Source organism: Polaromonas sp. P1_G1, assembly GCF_056405595.1.
Map to the genome: position 1 here is coordinate 1 of NZ_JBFUBU010000044.1, position 16879 is coordinate 16879.

The following is a 16879-nucleotide window of genomic DNA, read 5'->3' on the forward strand; positions in this document are numbered from 1 at the left end:
GAGACCCCGCCGTAGTCGAGCACCGCAGGTTGCCCGAAGCGAAGCGTAGGGACCCAGACTGCGGGTCGCCTTTCTTTTGCTTACTTTTCTTTGGCGAAGCAAAGAAAAGTGAGTCGCCGCCGGGCGACCCCGGCCAGCAACACTCAGCAAAGAGCACAGAAGCAGCGCCCCGCCGGCGCAAGACCCAACCAACATCCCTAACCCTTGATACGATGAGCCCCCACCCGCCCGAGGCGCGGCGCGGCGCGGCGCCTCAAAAAGGACACCAAATGAAACTCATCGGAATGCTCGACTCCCCCTACGTCCGCCGCGTAGCCATCTCCCTTCAACTGCTAGGCCTGCGCTTCGAGCACCAATCAATCTCGGTATTCAGCACCTTCGAAAAATTCCGCGCCATCAACCCGGTGGTCAAAGCCCCCTCGCTGGTCTGCGACGACGGCATGGTGCTGATGGACTCCACGCTGATCATCGACTACGCCGAAGCACTGGCAGCCCAGGCACCCGCCGGCAGAAGCCTGATGCCTTCCACGCTGGCCGAGCGCCAGCAGGCCTTGCGCGTGATCGGCCTGGCCCTGGCCGCCTGCGAAAAAAGCGTGCAGATCGTCTACGAGCGCCACCTGCGTCCCGCCGAAAAACTGCACCAGCCCTGGGTGTCGCGCGTGACCGGCCAGCTGCTGGCGGCCTACGGCGAACTTGAAGCGCAACTGCAGCGCAAACCTCTGGCCGTGACGAGCGACACCATGGGGCAGGACGGCGTGACCGTGGGCATCGCCTGGCACTTCACGCAGGCCATGCTGCCCGAGGTGGTCAGCGCGGCGGGCTACCCGGCTTTGCGTGAGTTCTCGGCGCGGGCCGAGCAGTTGCCCGAGTTCATGGCCGCGCCGCACAGCGAGCATGTTTACCAAAACCCTTAGGATGGGCGGCAATTCAATCCAGTCAACTACCATTCTTGAAATTGTTCTTTGAAAGAGTTTATGGAATGTTTTGAACACACCGGCGTACCCGCTATCGGCATCTGCAAATCGTGCAACAAGGCGGCTTGCAAAACGTGCGCGATCATCTTCCCGAAAGGCATTGCATGCTGCGAAGCATGTGTCATGGATGCAAAAGAACTCGTGGAAATGAACGAACGCGGCAAGAAGCTCTATGGCATTGGCCAATACAAAAGCAACAAACTCGCGAGTGGCGTATGGATCTGGCTCTTGTTGACAATTTTGATGTGGTTACTTGCAGGAGTGTCCTATTTCGCCTCCGGTCGGATGGATTACGGCACTCTGATGATGGCTATTGGTTTCTCGGTGGTGACCGGCATCGTCTATCGCTCCAGCAAGCGTAGTGGGCTTCAGTGCTAGTAGACTCCCCGCCCCCCGCCCGCTAGGATGGCACCATGGCCTCCGATCCCATCCCCGACCCGGAACCCAACCCCGAACTCTCCGAGGAAAAAATCAACGAGGCTCGGGATGCCTGGTGCCGTACCTATGTGCATGTCTGGGCCGACCTGTCCAAGGGAAACTACGACAAGGACGCGGTACAGAAAGCCGCCGACGAGCACTGGCAGCGCAGCCCCAGATCGAGCCCGGTGATGGTGGCCACGACCGAGTTCACCAAGGCCACCAAGGCGGCGCCACCGCCCACGAGTCCTTAGAGGCGCCCTAACCCACTTGCAACTGGTGGTCGTAACACCACATCCAGCTCTCGCCCGGCTCAAACGACTGGATCACCGCGTGCCCCGTCGCCGCATGGTGCTTGCTGGCATGCTGGTTCTTGGAGTCGTCACAGCAGCCTATATGGCCGCAATGCWCGCACAAGCGCAGATGCATCCAGGTGTCGCCCGTCTTCAAGCACTCCTCGCAGCCTCTTGAATTCGGTGAATGGATTTCAGCGGGGACGTGGCTGCAGGGTTTGATACGCATGGGGCTTCCTTTCAAGCGGCAGCGGCGGCGCGTTCCATCGCCGCCAGGTGCTGGTGAATCATCGCGACCGCCGCGGCGCCCTCGCCTATCGCGCCGCCCACGCGCTTGACGGAACCGCTGCGCACGTCGCCCACGGCGAACAGGCCGGGGATGTTGGTTTCCAGCGGCGCGGGTTTGTAGTCGGAATGCTTGCAGGTGACGCTCTCGCCGGTGCGCACAAAACCGTGCGCGTCTATGGCCACGCCGCAGCTGTCCAGCCAGCCGGTTTCCGGGTCGGCGCCGACGAAGAGGAAAACGTTGCGCACCTCGGCGTCATGCTCGGTGCCGCGCTGGCGGTGGCGCCAGGTAACGGCGCTCAGGCCGGCGTTGCCGTCGCCGTGCAGCTTGACCACCTCGGTCTGCGGCAGCAGCTCGATATTGGGCGTGGCGCCTATGCGGTCTATCAGGTAGCGCGACATGCTGGCCGCCAGGCTGGGGCCGCGTACCAGCATGTTGACCTTGGCCGCGTGCTGCGACAAAAACACCGCCGCCTGGCCGGCTGAATTGCCGCCGCCCACCAGCACCACTTCGGTCTGGCTGCACATCTTGGCTTCGAGCGCCGAGGCCCAGTACCAGACGCCGCGGCCTTCGAACTCGGCCAGGCGCGGCACCTCGGGCCGGCGGTAGCGCGCGCCGCTGGCCACCACCACGGTCTTGGCGCGCAGGGTCCGGCCGTCGGTCAGCTTCACATGCAGCTCGCCCTTGATGGCCTTGGCCGCGCAGTCAAGCGACTGGGCCTGCGCCGGGATCAGCATCTCCACGCCGAACTTCTGCGCCTGCACATAGGCGCGGCCGGCCAGCGCCTGGCCCGAGATGCCGGTCGGAAAGCCCAGGTAGTTCTCGATGCGCGCGCTTGCGCCGGCCTGGCCGCCGTAGGCCCTGCAATCCAGCACCATCACCTGCAGGCCTTCAGAGGCCGCATACACCGCGGTCGCCAGGCCCGCGGGACCGCCGCCGACCACGATCACGTCGAACAGCTCGGGATGCTCCAGCGTGTCGACCATGCCCATGCAGCGGGCCAGCTGGTTTTCGCCGGGGTTCACCAGCACCGAGCCGTCGGGGCAGACCGCCAGCACGTCGCCCGCGGCGGCGCCGTATTGCTCCATCAGCGCGGCGGCATCGGTGTCCTGCGCGATGTCGACCACGTGGTGCGGTTCGCCGTTGCGGCTCAAGAAACTCTGCAGCCGCACCACGGCGGCCGACTGCGGCCGGCCTATCAGCACCGGGCCGCTGGCGCCGGCCTCGATCAGCGCCACGCGCCGCAAGATCAGCGCGCGCACCACACGCTCGCCCAGGTCGGCTTCGGCAATGATGAGCGCGCGCAACTGGCCGGGCGGCACCAGCAGGGTATCTACGTCGTCCTCGGCATGGCCGTCGACCAGCGCCGGCGCACCCGAGAGCTGGCCGACCTCGGCCAGGAACTGGCCCGGGCCCTGCGTGACGATGGGCACCACATTGCCCAGGCCGTCGCGCTGCGTGATGGTGACCGAGCCCTTGAGCATCACAAACATGCCGGGGCCGGGCTCGCCGGCGGCGAACAGCCTGTCGCCTTTGCGGAAATGCAGCACCGTGCCGAAGCGGTGGATGCGCGCGATCTCCGCCGCGCTGAGCACGGGAAACATCTGGTGGCGCCGGCTTTCGGCCAGCGGCGGTGGTGTGGGGGTCGGGTCGTCAGCCATCAAAACTCCGGTGCGAAGGGGAACATGAGGGGATGCAATGCTTATGCCCGCATGATGCCGGATCAAGCCAGGGATTGGCGAGATGCATGGCGATTGCTACAAATTTTTTCGTACGGCGAAGCGCCCCGAGGCGCCTCAGCTATAAACAGGCATGCCCCAGGAGCCGTTCCCCACGCAAGACCCGACACCCCCACCGCCAGCCAGGCCCCTGCGCTGGGGCCGCTGGCTCGCGCTGCTGCTGTGGAGCGCCCTCGCCACCGGTAGCTACGGCGTCTACACCGACTTGATCCGGATCCCCCCGCAGCTGAACCCCTGGGCGCCGCTGGACGTGATGGCCCAGCCCGGCCTGCTGACCCGCTACAAACTCTCGCGTGCACGCAACGACCCGGAGCRCTGCCAAGCCGCATTGGCAACCACAGGCATGCAGTACGACATCGTGCCCGACCGCAGCACCGGCGACGGTTGCGGTTTCCAGAACGCGGTGCGGCTGCGCACGGCGGCGGTGCGCATGGGCGCGCCGTTTCCGCTCAGCTGCCCGATGGCGCTGAGCTTCTTCATGTGGGAAAGGCATGCGCTGCAGCCCGCGGCGCAAAAGCACATGGGCCAGCGCGTGGCCGGCGTGGACCACCTGGGCAGTTATGCCTGCCGCAACGTGAACCGCGGCGAAGGCGCGCAACCCAATGCCCCGGCCCGCGCGCGCAGCCGCCACGCCACGGCCAATGCACTGGACATCTCAGCCTTCACCCTGGCCGATGGCCAGCGCATCACGGTGCTCAAGGACTGGGCCAGCGAAGACGCCGCCACGCCGCTCAAGCCCAAGGAGATGCTGCTGCGCGAGGCCCACGACGGTGCCTGCAAATATTTCAAAGGTGCGCTGGGCCCCGACTACAACGCCGTGCACCGCGACCACTTTCACCTCGAGACGGGCGGTTACAGCATGTGCCGCTAGAAAAGCCTCACCAGCCGTACAGCCGAGGCCACGTCGCGACTTCGCCAGTCTCGGAAAGCGCATGGTACTCAGGATGCTGCGCACCCGTGGCGCAGGCATGGTTGGGCAAAATGCGCAGCTGCGTGCCGACCGGGAAGCGCGTGGCGATGTCGGTGTCGGGCGCGCCTTCGCGCGAAAGAATGCCGTGCTCCTGGTTGGCGCCGCTGAGCACATAACCCGCCAGCACTTCGCCCTCGGCATCGCAGACCTGGCCGTAGCCGAAGTCGTGGGCCTGCTTCTGCGTGCCGCGGTCGCGGCTCATGGCCATCCAGCCGGCGTCGACGATGGCCCAGCCTTTTTCCACTTGGTGGCCTATCACCGTGGTCAGCACGCTGAGCGCGATGTCGTCGGTGGCGCAGACACCGATGTTGTGCATCACCAGGTCAAAGAACACATACACGCCGGCGCGCACTTCGGTCACGCCCTCGAGCTGCGCCGCCGACAGCGCCGTCGGCGTCGAGCCCACGCTGACCACCGCGCAAGGCAGGCCGGCTTCGCGCAGGCGCTCGGCGGCCTGCACGCAGGCGGCGCGCTCCTGCTCAGCCATGGCCACCAGCGCCTCGGGCGTGTGAAGGTCGTAGCTGGAGCCGGCATGCGTGATCACACCGCCCAGCAACATGCCGCCTTCATGCAGCGCGCGCGCCACGTCAATCAAGGCGGCCTCGCCGGGCTTGATGCCGGAGCGGTGGCCGTCGCTGTCGATCTCTATCCAGGCCTCGAACTTTTCGCCGTGCTCACGGCCGAAATCGGCAATCGCCGCGGCTGAGGCCACGCTGTCGGTGATGATTTTGAGGTCGCAGCCCTGGCGCCGCAGCGCCAGCGCCTGCGGCAGCTTGGCCTGCACCATGCCGACCGCGTAGAGGATGTCGGTGAAGCCGTCGGCGTAAAACTGCGCGGCCTCCTTGAGCGTCGAAACCGTGATGCCCTGCGCGCCGGCTGCCAGCTGCGCGCGCGCCACCGGCGTGCATTTGCTGGTCTTGACGTGCGGGCGGAAGCGCACGCCCAGCGCGTTCATGCGCTGCTGCATGCGTTCGATGTTGCGCTGCATGCGCGGCAGGTCGATCACGGCGGCCGGCGTGTCCAGGGCGGCCAGGGGATGGGATTGGGTGGTGGCGGTCAAGGGAATCTCCAGAACTGTAGTCAAAGGCTTTAAACGGGTCACCAGGGCCAGGCAATGCTCTGGCCCTTGCCGTCAAGGCGCGCACGCTGCTCCAGCATGCGCGCGACCGTGAGGTCTTGCAAGGCGATGCCTGTCATGTCGAACACCGTGATGTCGCCGGCGCCGCGCGCAAAGGCGGCCTTGCCCGACAGTACGTCGCCGATCTCCGTGCAGGCGGTGTCGGGCGCCCATTGCAGCTCGCCTATGCCGCGCGACTGGGCGGCATCGTCCACAAACACGCGCGCCCTGGCGAGCAGGCCTTCGGGCAGCTCGCGTTTGCCCTTGGTGTCGCTGCCCACCGCATTGATATGGGTGCCGGGCTGGACGGCGGCCGCATCGAACAGCGGGCCCTTGCCGGTGGTGGCCGTGATCACCACGTCGCTTTGGGCCACGGCGGCATTCACGTCCGCCGCATGCGTGATAACGCAGGGGCCGGCAAACGCCGCTTCAAACGCGGCTTTGGGCAAGCCGTCGGCCGTGGCGTAAAACACCTGGCGCAGCCCGGGCAGTTGGCGAAGGGCAAAGCGCAACTGCGCCTGGGCCTGCACGCCGGTGCCGAACACGCACACCGTGCGGCTCTCGGGCCGCGCCAGCTGCAGGCCCAGGCCGCCGGCGGCGCCGGTGCGCTCGGTGGTGACGGCGTTGCCGTCGATCAGGCAGGTCGGCCGGCCGGTGGCGGGGTCTATCAGCATGATGGTGGCCTGGTGGGCGTCGGCGCCCCGCGCGGGATTGCCAGGCCAGAAACCTGCGGCCTTGAAGCCCAGTAAGGACTGCGACCCCACGTCGCCCGACTTGATGCCGAACACGCCGCCGGTGGCCAGCTTTTCGCGCACCAGGGAGAACACACGGCCTTCCCCCTGGCTGTGGAGCACAAAGGCCTCGCGCACGGCCGCCAGCACGTCGGCGGGCAGCAGCATGGACTCGACCGCGTGTTTGTCCAGCAGCAGCAGTTGGGCATCGGCCGGCCTGCTTGCCTTGGAGGGCGGGGAACTGGCAGGATGGGGCATGGGTGGCTGCGCGCTAGGTGTCGTCATCTGGAAATATTATCCATTATCAGACAATTTGTCAAACAAGCGCCTCACCTCCAAACCAAGCTCCAGACCAGCAACCGCAGGAGACCCCATGCCCGCCAGCCCACACGCCCCTTGTGATGAAGGCATCATCCGCGCCCAGGCCGGCGACTGCGGCCCGACGGCGCATCCCAAGCTGGCGCTGGCCGCCACGGTGCTGGGCTCGTCCATGGCCTTTATCGACGGCTCGGTCGTCAACATCGCCCTGCCCGCCATCCAGCGCGACCTGGCCGGCGATTCGGCCTCCGGGTTGGCCGAGATGCAATGGGTCATCAATGCCTACCTGCTGTTGCTGGGCTCGCTGGTGCTGGTGGGCGGCTCGCTGGGCGATCGCTTCGGCCGGCGCAAGATCTTCATCATCGGCATCGCGCTGTTCACCGCCGCTTCGGTGGCCTGCGGGCTGGCGCCCGGGCCGCTGGCGCTGATCGCGGCGCGCGCCCTGCAGGGCGTGGGCGCGGCGCTGCTGGTGCCGGCCAGCCTGGCCATCATCGGCAATGTGTTCGAGGGCGAGGCACGCGGCAAGGCGATCGGCACCTGGGCTGCCTGGGCAGCCATCACCGGCGCGGCCGGGCCGGTGCTGGGCGGCTGGCTGGTCGATGCCGTGTCGTGGCGCTCCATCTTCTTTTTGAATGTGCCCATGGCTGTGGCCACGGTGTGGCTGGCGCTCTACGCCGTGCCCGACAGCCGCGATCCCGACGCGCCCCAGCAGCTCGACTGGCCCGGCGTGCTGCTGGTGGCCGGCGGCCTGGGCGGCCTGACCTACGGCCTCACGCTGGCGCCCGAGCGCGGCTGGCAGGCGCTGAGCGTGCTGGGTCCCATCGTGGGGGGCGCGGTGCTGCTGCTGGCATTCGTCTATGTGCAGGCCCGCACGCGCGCGCCCATGATGCCGCTGGGCCTGTTCAAGTCACGCGATTTTGTAGGCACCAACCTGCTCACGCTGCTGCTGTACTTCGCGCTCAGCGGCGCGCTGTTCTTCCTGCCCTTTGTGCTGATAGGCGCTTTCAAGTATTCGGCCACCGCCGCGGGCGCCACCTTGCTGCCCTTCTCCCTGCTGCTGGGTTTTCTGTCGCCGGCCACCGCCAAGTTCACCGAACGTTTCGGCGCACGCGCCATGCTGATGGCCGGGCCGGCCCTGGCTGCCGCGGGTTTTGCGCTGCTGGCCCTGCCCGGCGTGGGCTGGCCTTACTGGGCCGGCTTTTTCCCCGCCATGCTGGTGCTGGGCCTGGGCATGACGATTGCCGTCGCGCCGCTGACCACCACCGTCATGAACGCCGTGCCCGCCACGCACGCCGGAATCGCCTCGGGCATCAACAATGCCGTCGCGCGCGTCGCCGGCCTGCTGGCCGTGGCGCTGCTGGGTGTGGTGTTTGCCGCCGCGCTGCGCGGGCCGGTGCAATCGGCCCCGCCCGAATTGCTGGTCGCGGCCTTTCGCTGGGTGGTGCTGGGCTGCGTGCTGTGCGCGCTGGGCGCCTCGGCCTGCGCGCTGCTGTTTCTGGCGCCGGCCAGGGCCAAAAGCGCGCGGCCTTAAACTTGGGGCTTCAGGCGGCCCTGCCGGGCCCGCCCCACGCGGCCCACACCGCGCCAACACCGCGTCTTCCCACCCACCTCCACACCCACCCATGCCATTTTCTTCACTGGGCTTTTCGCCCGCGCTGCTGCCCCTGCTCCTGCGCGCCCTGGACGAAAAAGGCTATACCGCCCCCACGCCCATCCAGCAGGCCGCCATCCCGGCCGTGCTGCAAGGCCGCGACCTCGTCGCCTCGGCCCAGACCGGCTCCGGCAAGACGGCCGCCTTTGCGCTGCCGCTGCTGCAGCGCCTGGCCACCAGCGCCGCGCCCGCCGGCCACCGGCCCGTGCGTGCGCTCATCCTGGTGCCCACACGCGAGCTGGCCGCGCAGGTCGGCGAAGCCATCATCGGTTTTGCAAAATTTTTGCCGCAGCGCATCAAGGTTGCTGTGGTATTCGGCGGCGTCTCCATCAACCCGCAGATGATGAATTTGCGCGGCGGCGCAGACATCGTGGTCGCCACCCCGGGCCGCCTGCTCGACCTGATAGACCACAACGCCCTGACCCTGGCCGGCACAGCAAGCCTGGTGCTCGACGAAGCCGACCGCCTGCTGGACCTCGGTTTTGGCGAAGAACTCAATCGCATCCTGGCCCTGCTGCCGGCCAAACGCCAGACCTTGTTCTTTTCAGCAACCTTCCCGCCCGCGATTGAAGCCCTTGCCGCCAGCCTGCTGCGCGACCCGCTGCGCATCGCGGTCGCACCCGTGGTGCAAACCGTGCCTGACATCGCCCAGCGCGCGATCGAAGTCGACGCGCCCCGCCGCACCCAGCTCCTGCGCCACCTGGTCCAGACCGAAAAGTGGGAAAGAGTCCTCGTCTTCGTCGCCACCAAACACGCGGCCGAAATCGTGGCCGACAAGCTGCGCAGGGTAGCCATCGAAGCCGAACCCTTCCACGGCGAACTGAGCCAGGGCAAACGCACCCAGGTGCTGCAGGACTTCAAGATCAAGGCCGTGCAAGTCGTCGTCGCCACCGACGTCGCCGCGCGCGGCATAGACATCGTGCAACTGCCCGTCGTCGTCAACTACGACCTGCCGCGCTCAGTGACCGACTACACCCACCGCATAGGCCGCACCGGCCGCGCCGGCGAAGCGGGTGTGGCGGTGAGTTTTGTGAGCGCGGACACCGAGGCGCACTTCAAACTCATCGAAAAACGCCTGGGCATCAAAGTCGCGCGCGAGCAAGTCGCGGGTTTTGAGCAGGTGGAGGTGGCGGCGGTGAACCCGGTCGATCCTGCGGGGACCGGTGGGGTCAAGGGGAAGCGGCCTAGCAAGAAGGATAAGTTGCGGGCTGCGGCGGCAAAGGACACTTTATGAAGATAGTGCAAACAATCAGAATGCCACTGGCGCTCTTCGGCATGATGCTTGGGCTGCTTGCAGCTTCATCGGTGTCCGCAGCGGTTCCGGATCTCCAGGGCTGCTGGCAAGGCGAAAGCGTTGTCATATATCTCAAAGATGGAAGCAGCAGAACCCAGGCCGGCGGCTGCTCCTTCAAGGTCACGTCGGATCGCATCTCCATGCGCTGTCCTCTACCAGCCGGGGACTCCCTTATCGACTACACCTACCGCGTCACAAAGCCAGGCACCTATACCGCCACCATGGTCTCTCACAGCTCCCGCCCGGACCTTGTGGGAGGAAGCCGCGACTATGAATATCGCCTCGAAGGTGAACGGCTCCTTATCAGCACCTATCCGCAAAGCACGATCCCGGCGCTTTCCACGCCCGCGGTCAAGATCGACTCGGTTTCGGTTCGAATGGCCTGCAAATAAGCCCAAGCTGCAATGACAAACCCATCGTCTTCCCCGCACAGCTCAACATCCTTGCGCTCTCGCACCATATTGATCTGGCTGGCATTCTTTTACTTTGCCGTAGGTATTTCAATGGCGCTTATCGGGGATACGCCTCGGACCGAAAACTTCATGAGCTACCTGCTCAGCATCCCGACCATGGCCGCGATCTATTTGTGGTGCAGGGCGGAAGCCGCGGAGCGCGGCGCAGTGGCGCCCGGCAGAGGGCCCTTGTGGGCGACCGTATTTCCGCCGTTGATGCTGCCGGTTTATTTCCTGCGAACCCGTCGCTTCTCCGGCGCGATCAAAGCCACGGCAAAGGCTTTGGGGATTTATCTCTGCCTGCTGGCGATTTTTCTGGCCGGGGTGGCCGTCGCGGCATTTGCTTCCTATTTTTTGCAGGCCCGCTGAGTACCGCACATCCAAGTCTCAATTTCCCTTGCGTCGTACCAGATCCAGCTCCGCATAGGCAGAACCGGTTGCTCCGTCGCCTCCTGCCCTGTCGTGAGGATTTTGAGTTACACGCGAGCAGGTCATGGATTTGAGCCTATAGGGATGGCGATGTTGAATCCGGTCGACCCTGCGAGGACCTCGGGGGGGGGCTGAGGGAAAACGGCCCGGCAAAAAAAGGATGCGCTGCACTCTACGGCCGATCCGGCACTGCGGTGCAAGCAACAACGCATGTAAAAAATCACACACTGCATGTTGTTGCCAAAAGCAATCGACGGTGTTGGAATCACACAGTCAACCGGCAATCATCGACCAATGCGAAGACAAACGCATCCACCGGATGCTTTGTTCGTTCAGCACTAAAACCACAAGGGAGCAGCATGTACGTCACGTTCTTTATGCGGAAAGTAATTCCAGGAATTGCGTTGCTCAGTTTGTCGCTCATGTGTGCGACTGCAAAGAAGGTGGGAGAACAGAGCAGCCCGGACATTTCCAACCCACGAGAAAATAGAGGCAACGTCAACGACTCCCCCCGCGGCCCCAAAGGCTCGCCAAGCGGCCCCAAAAGAAACCCCGTCGGGGAACGTGATGCCACGCCAACCAAAACACCGGTAAAAACGCCGCCCGTAACGGCGCCAGCTATTCCAGCTCCAAGCATGGATGCCAAGGCCCTGGTCGACAATTTTTCTTTACTGGCCGAGAACCTTTCGACCAAATACCAAGACACGATGACACCCGAAACGCGGGCAAGCAAATACATCGGAGGAGTGGGTGCGGCAATTGAGGCTGTGCAATGGACGAAAGATCTCGGCACCGTATTCAAGGCACAAGACGCCATCAACCAGTTCCAGCGAAACATGAAGGCCGGAGAAACAGCCTATGTTTTGGTGTCTGCCAGCCCGGAAGGCAAAGTCAGCGTACTACGCCTTGACAGACCCGACGCACCCGTCATTTCGGACGGCAAACAAAACAGCTTCGTCACAAAGATCGTGGTGCCCGAATTCACTTCCCAGCAATTAATGAAGCCGCCGGAAGACCGGGAAAAAGCCTTGAAGGAATTCTATGACGCTGCTGATGCGGGCCAGAAAGAGATCATCAACAAGGAACGCAAGCGGCTCGGACTGCCCCCTATGGATATCAGCAATGAAAAAAGGCAGGAATTGAAGCGCGCCGTGGGGATTCGCGATGTAGGGATTCGCGATGTAGGAAGAATTCGGCGGTAGTCGTCGTAAATTTGGACTTGCACAGCCGCAAGATGTGCCGCGCTCGGTGACGACTACGTTCACCGCATAGGTCGCATCGGCCGTGGCGGTCAATCAGATGTGGCCGTGAGTTTTGTGAGTGCGGACACCGAGGCGCATTTCAAGCTCATCGAAAAACGAGGTGGGGTCAAGGGGAGGCGGCTTAGCAAGAAGGATAAGTTGCGGGCGACATTAGCTCAAAAATGAAGACTACTCAAAACAGTAAATATCAATTGGCGCTGGACCGCAGATAAATGAGTTTAGCCATCGCGAGCATACATGGTGCGACTGTGCATCTGGTATCAGATACCCAGCTCACTCCGCCCGAGAACCTTGGAAAGCCTCCAGAGTTCGGGCTCAAGATGTTTTTACTTGATCAGCACACGGCCATCGCCTACGCTGGGGAAGGATCTCTAGTTGCACATCCCCGTGTAAATGCCATTTATCGTCAAGGCCATAGAGGTGACATTGAGGTCCTAGCAAAAGAAATCCAGCGAAGCTTCAACGACGAAGTGGATTTTCTGTTGGCTCAAACTATTCCATATCCAGCGATAGCCAAGATATCAAGCGGCTCCATATCGTTTACTAAAAATACCGGCACTTATTGGATTGGGAATCCTGAAGCAGCACAGTACATTTCAAAATCAGAAGAAAACACACCAGATGCTTTAGCTTCGAGACTAGAAATAGCGCTGCTTGAAAGAAGATTCTTGAACGTAGGGGGTGATTTAGTCTCAATTCAAGGCAATGAAAATGGCTTTCGATTTGTGGCCAGAATGCATTTGATATCACCTAGCTACGCTCCTAGCGACGACCAATGGAAAACAGTTGATTTCGGCAATTCTCAGAACGGCGGCTACGGGTATACAACTGTGGTACCTAAAGAGCCGGGCGTGAATGGCTGGGGAATCTTCTACTTTCAAGGGAGGTATGGTCGATACTTCCACGTCGATTTGGATTCAGGTGTATCTGAAATATTAAAAGGATATGCCGCGACAGTAGAGGAGTTTATCCAGCTCCTAAAAGCAGATCTAGGGCTGGAGTTCGAATGCTGTGGATGCCTAGGCTAATTCACATTGACACTTGACTGCATAGCATCTCGTGCGAACTCCTCAGGCGAAGCCCTAAGCATCCCGTCCCAACGCTTCACGCTCCCTCTTCGCCCGCAGAACACCAAACCGCCAGCGGACAAGGCCGATGGCGTAACTGATGTAGTAGCCCGCCAGCAGGCCAAAAACAGCCAGTGTGAGCGGGCTGCGCGCGAAATCACCGACTCCGTTCGGCATCCCCGGTGCGATGAGGTAGACCTCGAACAGGCGATAAAGGATGCGGCCAACGAACAACAGTGACAGCGCAATGCCCAGGTGGGCATTGGGCGTGTAAAACAGGCCTTCGGGCGTCGGCTCGAAGCGCGTCTTGCGCAGCCCGAAGGTGCCGAGCAAAGCGCCAAGGCCCAGGCCGCCGGCAAGCCAGAACAGCCGATCAAGATGCGCATGCGCGGCGAAGCCCAGCAGGCCGATCAGGACGGGAAAGATTGCCAGCGTGATCCAGGGGCGGATCCTCGACAGGCGCTGGCGCCCCACCATGCGGCGAAAACGGGCATAGACCCGCCACGCGACCAGCGGAAGCAGCACAAGCAGTGTGATGGTGGTGGAACCCGGCGCTGGCATGGTGTTAGCCCTTCAGATGTCAGACATGGATGCAGGCGGAGGGACTCATCAGGAGGGTGAGACGGGGACTAACGGTTGAGAAAAGACGCCTGCAAGAAGCGCATCCCCGCCAGTATCTGCTGAACCCGTTCATCCGACAACGTCCCTATGTGCGCGCCCAGCCGGGTCTTGTAAACCGAAGACAGCTGCGACACGACCACCACGCTCTGCTTCTCCAGATTGCCCTCGCCGGGCGCCAGCAAGACATTGCCGGGCTCCGTCGCGCGGTTGAGATTGGAGGTCAGCGCGCAAACAATCACGGTGCTGATGCGGGAGCGGTTGAACACATCGTCCTGCACGACGACATGGGGATGCGGGGAGCCGGGGATGGAGCCGCGTGAGGGGTCGGCCTCAATCCAGAAGATGTCGCCCTGCTTGAAGGTGTCGGGGAATGGGCCTAAAGGGGCTTCGGGGTCTCTGTCCATGGCCTAGTTTCTCATCCCGGAGTGTTTGCATCGGCGGCCAGTGCTTCGCGGAAATCACGCTCACCGTCGGCGCCCCACCACGAAACAGAAACGACCCCACCAAACTCGCGGAGTTGCCGCAGCAGCGCAAGCAAGGACTGGGTTTCCTGCGGTCCCCAATCGGGGCCCATACGGTAGTCGAATGCAAGAGTGTCCGGGAACACGAAGACTCCCAGATCCGGGATTGTTCGGTCAGAGCCGGCGATGCCGCTCAGCACGACGTGGAAGGCCTCTGCCGCTCCAGAGGCAACGAGGGATGCACTTTCCGGGCCGGAAAACGGCGCTTCGGTTTGCGACTCCTTGAGCCAGAGATGTCCACCATCAGCCGTGGCGTTCTGCGCACCGCGGTTGTAGAGATGCTTAAGGGCCAAAGGCATCTGTGACGGGTCGCTGAACGTCACTTCTATTTCAGGCAGCGATCCGTCATCTATTTCGAAGTACTTCGACAGGCTCATACAACGCTCCCTTCACGCGCCCCTGCCCTTGCCTCCAGCTCAGCCCAGGGAATATCGCAATAGCGCTCGGACTCCGGCCACTCCTTCGGACTCAAAACAAGTTCTATTGGGTTGCCGGCCTCCAGCACTTCACCTGAAAAACTCTTGCTGATGACCCAGTCTGACCTGGGGGCCTTCACCATGATCAATGAGGACCTTGGCACAAAACTGCTCTTCAGAGGATCGCCACCCTGAGCCCCCAAGTCCTGGCTCTCGTGGTCAAAGAGTGTGAAAACCTTGTAGTCCGCGGTGCGCAAAAAATAGATGAACCCACCGTACTCGGACTCCTGGAAGCGCTTTGCCGCAGTGAATAGGTAGTGCTCCTCGGCAACCTGCGCCGCATCGATATCGGCTTGCAGCAGGGGGCGATGGTCCTTCCAATCCAAAATCCATCGAACGCTGGAGATGATCGCAAAGATCGCTGTGAGCAGTATCGCGGCTCCCCAAATCCAGACTGCGGCGGAACTGCGGAGGCCGAAATCAACATCGAACAGTTTGCGTGCAAGCCAGGCGATGCCTAACCAGATGACAACAATGGCTAACAAGCTCGAGGCCCACATCACCAATGCATTCTCAATACCCAGTTTCCTTCGGCGTGCTGTGGTGGGGGCCTTTGCATACGTCTCCCGCAGGAAGGCTTGCTCGGCTTCCGTCGCGGGGCGCTGGATGATGTGGCTGGGCATAGGAAGGATTCAGTGCGCCGCGAAAAGTTTGCGGCGGGCGGCTAGAGTTAAAGGGTCGTCCTGCACGATGACGTGGGGATGCGGGGAGCCTGGGATGGAGCCGCGTGAGGGATCTGCTTCAATCCAGAAGATGTCGCCTTGCTTGAAGGTGTCGGGGTAAGGGCCTAAAGGGGCTTGTGGGTCTCTGTCCATGTGCTCAGGAGCCTCTTTCGTACTGGCCAAGAACGGGTTGCTTGGCACGAAATTCAAGCGAGGCTTCCGGGTGCCACGGAAAGAAACCTTCGAGGGAAGGCCACACAATCTGCTCGACCGGGAAACTGTCTCCGTCGTAATACCAGCGGGCGAAACCGACATGCTCCGGATACTCAGCAAGCGGTACCGGCACAAAGACGCATGAATAGCCTTCAAGCAGCGCGTCCGTTGGTTCGTTCAGGTTCATGGCCGTCTCACTTGCAGCAGCATCGGCCACGATAGTGAGGACGGCGTGGGCAACCTCTGTTGGCAAGCCGTAGATCAGCAGTTCAGGATGACCGTATGTTTGGAATAAACCAACGGTATAGCTGAACGGTTCGTATTGGTCTTCCCCAAGGACATGCACGCAATGCCATCCGAACTTGCGAATGTCGTCGAGCAGCTTCTGTTCACCTGCGTCTGTAGCGGTCGTTTTGGGCATTGGTAGGGAGCCCTGAATGTTGTGAGAGTTCGGGTGTCATCCCCTCGGGATTGATGTCTCTAGGGCTGAGCGCTTTTAGGCGCATCGGGTTTGGGTGCATTCTTGACCCGTACAAAGTATTCACGCAGATGAAGACTCTGCGAGTTGTCTTCGCCCCCTGCGTACACCCACAGCATGTCTGGGCTTATGAAGTTATAGACAACGATGGCGTCCCTGCCGGTCACTGGCGCAACGGTTTTGATGGCAACCGAATCCGAAGCAACGCCCAGGACACGATAGGGATGGGTTTCGCGAAAACCTGTGAATGGCCTCTTTCGGCCCTCCTGCGTCCGCGTCTCCAGATCCGGCAGCTCGGACGTCACGGCATCCGCCGTAAAGGTCAGGGTGAGATGACCCATCAGCTGGGAGAGAAACAAGGCCGTTTTGCTCTCCAGCTTTGCGCGCTCGTTATTGAAGCGCATGCTGATCTCGGAGTCAGACTTCCACTGGCCGACAAGATTCGGATCCGCATTCGCCGACGTAGCGCATGCGACCATCAGCAGGAGCGCAAAGAGCCTGCGCATGCTTATTCGACGTCGGCGAAATCGTCATCACCCTCGTTGCGCGCCCGCGGGACTTTGACCCCGCCCTTGGCCAGCACCTCCACATAAAACTGCTCGCCGCCGTCCTTGACGATCTCGTCAATCGACTTGATCAGGTCGGCCACGGAGACCACGGCCGCCGAGGCTTCGCTATAGCCCGACTTGCAATCGAAGTCCCAGAAATCGATGCCCTTGGGCAAGGCCTTGGCGCGTTCGCGTTTGAGGTATTTGCGGATGTCGTGTTTGGCGGCTTCGAGCAGGCGCTCGCGGTTCTTGCCTTCGACCTTCAATTGGAAAGTTTTTTTCATAGTACTTTGGTGTCAGTGCACGGCCTGTTGTGGCCACGCTTGCTACCGATTATCGGGCCGTAGCCACATGGCCCGC

At 62.5% G+C, this 16879-nt stretch carries 22 protein-coding genes and 1 pseudogene; 11 read left to right on the plus strand and 12 right to left on the minus strand.

Annotation, left to right across the window (positions count from 1 at the left end; all coding sequences use genetic code 11):
- The first annotated feature begins 269 nt into the window (after positions 1 to 269).
- Genes AC1D1Y_RS20210 through AC1D1Y_RS20220 form a run of 3 tightly spaced genes read left to right on the plus strand, consistent with a single transcriptional unit; the run spans position 270 to position 1645 of the window.
- Positions 270 to 914 (plus strand): glutathione S-transferase, encoded by a 645-nt coding sequence (locus AC1D1Y_RS20210; RefSeq protein WP_477683910.1) that lies wholly within the window; start codon positions 270 to 272, stop codon positions 912 to 914.
- 48 nt (positions 915 to 962) lie between these two features.
- Complete coding sequence (locus tag AC1D1Y_RS20215; protein ID WP_477683911.1) at positions 963 to 1352, plus strand: hypothetical protein; 390 nt, start codon at positions 963 to 965, stop codon at positions 1350 to 1352.
- Between the two features lie 35 nt (positions 1353 to 1387).
- Positions 1388 to 1645 (plus strand): hypothetical protein, encoded by a 258-nt coding sequence (locus AC1D1Y_RS20220; RefSeq protein WP_477683912.1) that lies wholly within the window; start codon positions 1388 to 1390, stop codon positions 1643 to 1645.
- A gap of 7 nt (positions 1646 to 1652) precedes the next feature.
- Here AC1D1Y_RS20220 and AC1D1Y_RS20225 read toward each other — a convergent pair whose 3' ends face one another.
- Together AC1D1Y_RS20225 and AC1D1Y_RS20230 are read right to left on the minus strand one after the other, a co-directional pair.
- Entirely contained in the window at positions 1653 to 1913 is a 261-nt protein-coding gene (locus AC1D1Y_RS20225; RefSeq protein WP_477683913.1) for a UBP-type zinc finger domain-containing protein, read from the minus strand.
- A gap of 11 nt (positions 1914 to 1924) precedes the next feature.
- Positions 1925 to 3631 (minus strand): FAD-dependent oxidoreductase, encoded by a 1707-nt coding sequence (locus AC1D1Y_RS20230; protein ID WP_477683914.1) that lies wholly within the window; start codon positions 3629 to 3631, stop codon positions 1925 to 1927.
- Positions 3632 to 3782: 151 nt separating this feature from the next.
- On the opposite strand from AC1D1Y_RS20230, the gene AC1D1Y_RS20235 reads away from it, so the two are divergent.
- Positions 3783 to 4580, plus strand: a complete 798-nt coding sequence (locus AC1D1Y_RS20235; RefSeq protein ID WP_477683915.1) for an extensin-like domain-containing protein — start codon at positions 3783 to 3785, stop codon at positions 4578 to 4580.
- Positions 4581 to 4587: 7 nt separating this feature from the next.
- Here AC1D1Y_RS20235 and AC1D1Y_RS20240 read toward each other — a convergent pair whose 3' ends face one another.
- On the minus strand, positions 4588 to 5739 hold the full coding sequence (locus AC1D1Y_RS20240; RefSeq protein WP_477683916.1) for a DSD1 family PLP-dependent enzyme: 1152 nt from the start codon (positions 5737 to 5739) through the stop codon (positions 4588 to 4590).
- 38 nt (positions 5740 to 5777) lie between these two features.
- Positions 5778 to 6785 carry an ornithine cyclodeaminase family protein gene (locus tag AC1D1Y_RS20245; RefSeq protein ID WP_477683917.1) on the minus strand — a complete coding sequence of 336 codons (1008 nt, stop codon included), beginning with the start codon at positions 6783 to 6785 and terminating at the stop codon, positions 5778 to 5780.
- A gap of 115 nt (positions 6786 to 6900) precedes the next feature.
- Between AC1D1Y_RS20245 and AC1D1Y_RS20250 the strand changes: the two genes are divergently transcribed.
- The 7 genes and pseudogenes from AC1D1Y_RS20250 (at position 6901) to AC1D1Y_RS20280 (ending at position 12961) form a co-directional block, all read left to right on the plus strand.
- Positions 6901 to 8376 (plus strand): MFS transporter, encoded by a 1476-nt coding sequence (locus tag AC1D1Y_RS20250; RefSeq protein WP_477683918.1) that lies wholly within the window; start codon positions 6901 to 6903, stop codon positions 8374 to 8376.
- A 91-nt stretch (positions 8377 to 8467) separates the two neighbouring features.
- The gene (locus AC1D1Y_RS20255; RefSeq protein WP_477683919.1) at positions 8468 to 9730 is read left to right on the plus strand and encodes a DEAD/DEAH box helicase; all 1263 of its coding nucleotides are present in this window, start codon (positions 8468 to 8470) and stop codon (positions 9728 to 9730) included.
- On the plus strand, positions 9727 to 10182 hold the full coding sequence (locus tag AC1D1Y_RS20260) for a hypothetical protein (protein WP_477683920.1): 456 nt from the start codon (positions 9727 to 9729) through the stop codon (positions 10180 to 10182). The genes AC1D1Y_RS20255 and AC1D1Y_RS20260 overlap by 4 nt, the downstream gene beginning before the upstream one ends.
- A gap of 150 nt (positions 10183 to 10332) precedes the next feature.
- On the plus strand, positions 10333 to 10611 hold the full coding sequence (locus tag AC1D1Y_RS20265) for a hypothetical protein (protein WP_477683921.1): 279 nt from the start codon (positions 10333 to 10335) through the stop codon (positions 10609 to 10611).
- A 419-nt stretch (positions 10612 to 11030) separates the two neighbouring features.
- Positions 11031 to 11873: a hypothetical protein gene (locus tag AC1D1Y_RS20270; protein WP_477683922.1), complete on the plus strand. Its 843-nt coding sequence runs from the start codon at positions 11031 to 11033 to the stop codon at positions 11871 to 11873.
- Positions 11874 to 11924: 51 nt separating this feature from the next.
- Positions 11925 to 12098 (plus strand): annotated as a pseudogene (locus tag AC1D1Y_RS20275) (DEAD/DEAH box helicase); the annotation flags it as partial.
- A 47-nt stretch (positions 12099 to 12145) separates the two neighbouring features.
- A complete protein-coding gene (locus AC1D1Y_RS20280; RefSeq protein ID WP_477683923.1) occupies positions 12146 to 12961 on the plus strand; it encodes a hypothetical protein in 816 nt (271 codons plus the stop codon).
- Positions 12962 to 13015: 54 nt separating this feature from the next.
- Here the strand turns inward: AC1D1Y_RS20280 and AC1D1Y_RS20285 are convergent, their stop codons facing one another.
- The 8 genes from AC1D1Y_RS20285 to AC1D1Y_RS20320 form a co-directional block, all read right to left on the minus strand.
- Positions 13016 to 13561: a CcdC protein domain-containing protein gene (locus AC1D1Y_RS20285; RefSeq protein ID WP_477683924.1), complete on the minus strand. Its 546-nt coding sequence runs from the start codon at positions 13559 to 13561 to the stop codon at positions 13016 to 13018.
- 68 nt (positions 13562 to 13629) lie between these two features.
- The gene (locus AC1D1Y_RS20290) at positions 13630 to 14025 is read right to left on the minus strand and encodes a type II toxin-antitoxin system PemK/MazF family toxin (protein WP_477683925.1); all 396 of its coding nucleotides are present in this window, start codon (positions 14023 to 14025) and stop codon (positions 13630 to 13632) included.
- An 11-nt stretch (positions 14026 to 14036) separates the two neighbouring features.
- On the minus strand, positions 14037 to 14519 hold the full coding sequence (locus AC1D1Y_RS20295) for a hypothetical protein (protein WP_477683926.1): 483 nt from the start codon (positions 14517 to 14519) through the stop codon (positions 14037 to 14039).
- The gene (locus AC1D1Y_RS20300; RefSeq protein WP_477683927.1) at positions 14516 to 15241 is read right to left on the minus strand and encodes a hypothetical protein; all 726 of its coding nucleotides are present in this window, start codon (positions 15239 to 15241) and stop codon (positions 14516 to 14518) included. The genes AC1D1Y_RS20295 and AC1D1Y_RS20300 overlap by 4 nt, the downstream gene beginning before the upstream one ends.
- A 9-nt stretch (positions 15242 to 15250) precedes the next feature.
- Positions 15251 to 15433, minus strand: a complete 183-nt coding sequence (locus tag AC1D1Y_RS20305) for a type II toxin-antitoxin system PemK/MazF family toxin (protein ID WP_477683928.1) — start codon at positions 15431 to 15433, stop codon at positions 15251 to 15253.
- 4 nt (positions 15434 to 15437) lie between these two features.
- Positions 15438 to 15914 carry a DUF4262 domain-containing protein gene (locus AC1D1Y_RS20310; protein WP_477683929.1) on the minus strand — a complete coding sequence of 159 codons (477 nt, stop codon included), beginning with the start codon at positions 15912 to 15914 and terminating at the stop codon, positions 15438 to 15440.
- A gap of 59 nt (positions 15915 to 15973) precedes the next feature.
- Positions 15974 to 16477: a hypothetical protein gene (locus AC1D1Y_RS20315; protein ID WP_477683930.1), complete on the minus strand. Its 504-nt coding sequence runs from the start codon at positions 16475 to 16477 to the stop codon at positions 15974 to 15976.
- 2 nt (positions 16478 to 16479) lie between these two features.
- A complete protein-coding gene (locus AC1D1Y_RS20320; protein ID WP_477683931.1) occupies positions 16480 to 16803 on the minus strand; it encodes a DUF6172 family protein in 324 nt (107 codons plus the stop codon).
- Between the last annotated feature and the right edge of the window lie 76 nt (positions 16804 to 16879).

Bases quoted from the DNA above. Each gene is read 5' to 3' on its own strand.
- AC1D1Y_RS20210 (WP_477683910.1), top strand. From the start codon at position 270: ATGAAACTCATCGGAATGCTCGACTCCCCCTACGTCCGCCGCGTAGCC.
- AC1D1Y_RS20220 (WP_477683912.1), top strand. From the start codon at position 1,388: ATGGCCTCCGATCCCATCCCCGACCCGGAACCCAACCCCGAACTCTCC.
- AC1D1Y_RS20230 (WP_477683914.1), bottom strand. From the start codon at position 3,631: ATGGCTGACGACCCGACCCCCACACCACCGCCGCTGGCCGAAAGCCGG.
- AC1D1Y_RS20245 (WP_477683917.1), bottom strand. From the start codon at position 6,785: ATGCCCCATCCTGCCAGTTCCCCGCCCTCCAAGGCAAGCAGGCCGGCC.
- AC1D1Y_RS20250 (WP_477683918.1), top strand. From the start codon at position 6,901: ATGCCCGCCAGCCCACACGCCCCTTGTGATGAAGGCATCATCCGCGCC.
- AC1D1Y_RS20255 (WP_477683919.1), top strand. From the start codon at position 8,468: ATGCCATTTTCTTCACTGGGCTTTTCGCCCGCGCTGCTGCCCCTGCTC.
- AC1D1Y_RS20260 (WP_477683920.1), top strand. From the start codon at position 9,727: ATGAAGATAGTGCAAACAATCAGAATGCCACTGGCGCTCTTCGGCATG.
- AC1D1Y_RS20265 (WP_477683921.1), top strand. From the start codon at position 10,333: ATGAGCTACCTGCTCAGCATCCCGACCATGGCCGCGATCTATTTGTGG.
- AC1D1Y_RS20270 (WP_477683922.1), top strand. From the start codon at position 11,031: ATGTACGTCACGTTCTTTATGCGGAAAGTAATTCCAGGAATTGCGTTG.
- AC1D1Y_RS20280 (WP_477683923.1), top strand. From the start codon at position 12,146: ATGAGTTTAGCCATCGCGAGCATACATGGTGCGACTGTGCATCTGGTA.
- AC1D1Y_RS20285 (WP_477683924.1), bottom strand. From the start codon at position 13,561: ATGCCAGCGCCGGGTTCCACCACCATCACACTGCTTGTGCTGCTTCCG.
- AC1D1Y_RS20290 (WP_477683925.1), bottom strand. From the start codon at position 14,025: ATGGACAGAGACCCCGAAGCCCCTTTAGGCCCATTCCCCGACACCTTC.
- AC1D1Y_RS20295 (WP_477683926.1), bottom strand. From the start codon at position 14,519: ATGAGCCTGTCGAAGTACTTCGAAATAGATGACGGATCGCTGCCTGAA.
- AC1D1Y_RS20300 (WP_477683927.1), bottom strand. From the start codon at position 15,241: ATGCCCAGCCACATCATCCAGCGCCCCGCGACGGAAGCCGAGCAAGCC.
- AC1D1Y_RS20305 (WP_477683928.1), bottom strand. From the start codon at position 15,433: ATGGACAGAGACCCACAAGCCCCTTTAGGCCCTTACCCCGACACCTTC.
- AC1D1Y_RS20310 (WP_477683929.1), bottom strand. From the start codon at position 15,914: ATGCCCAAAACGACCGCTACAGACGCAGGTGAACAGAAGCTGCTCGAC.
- AC1D1Y_RS20315 (WP_477683930.1), bottom strand. From the start codon at position 16,477: ATGCGCAGGCTCTTTGCGCTCCTGCTGATGGTCGCATGCGCTACGTCG.
- AC1D1Y_RS20320 (WP_477683931.1), bottom strand. From the start codon at position 16,803: ATGAAAAAAACTTTCCAATTGAAGGTCGAAGGCAAGAACCGCGAGCGC.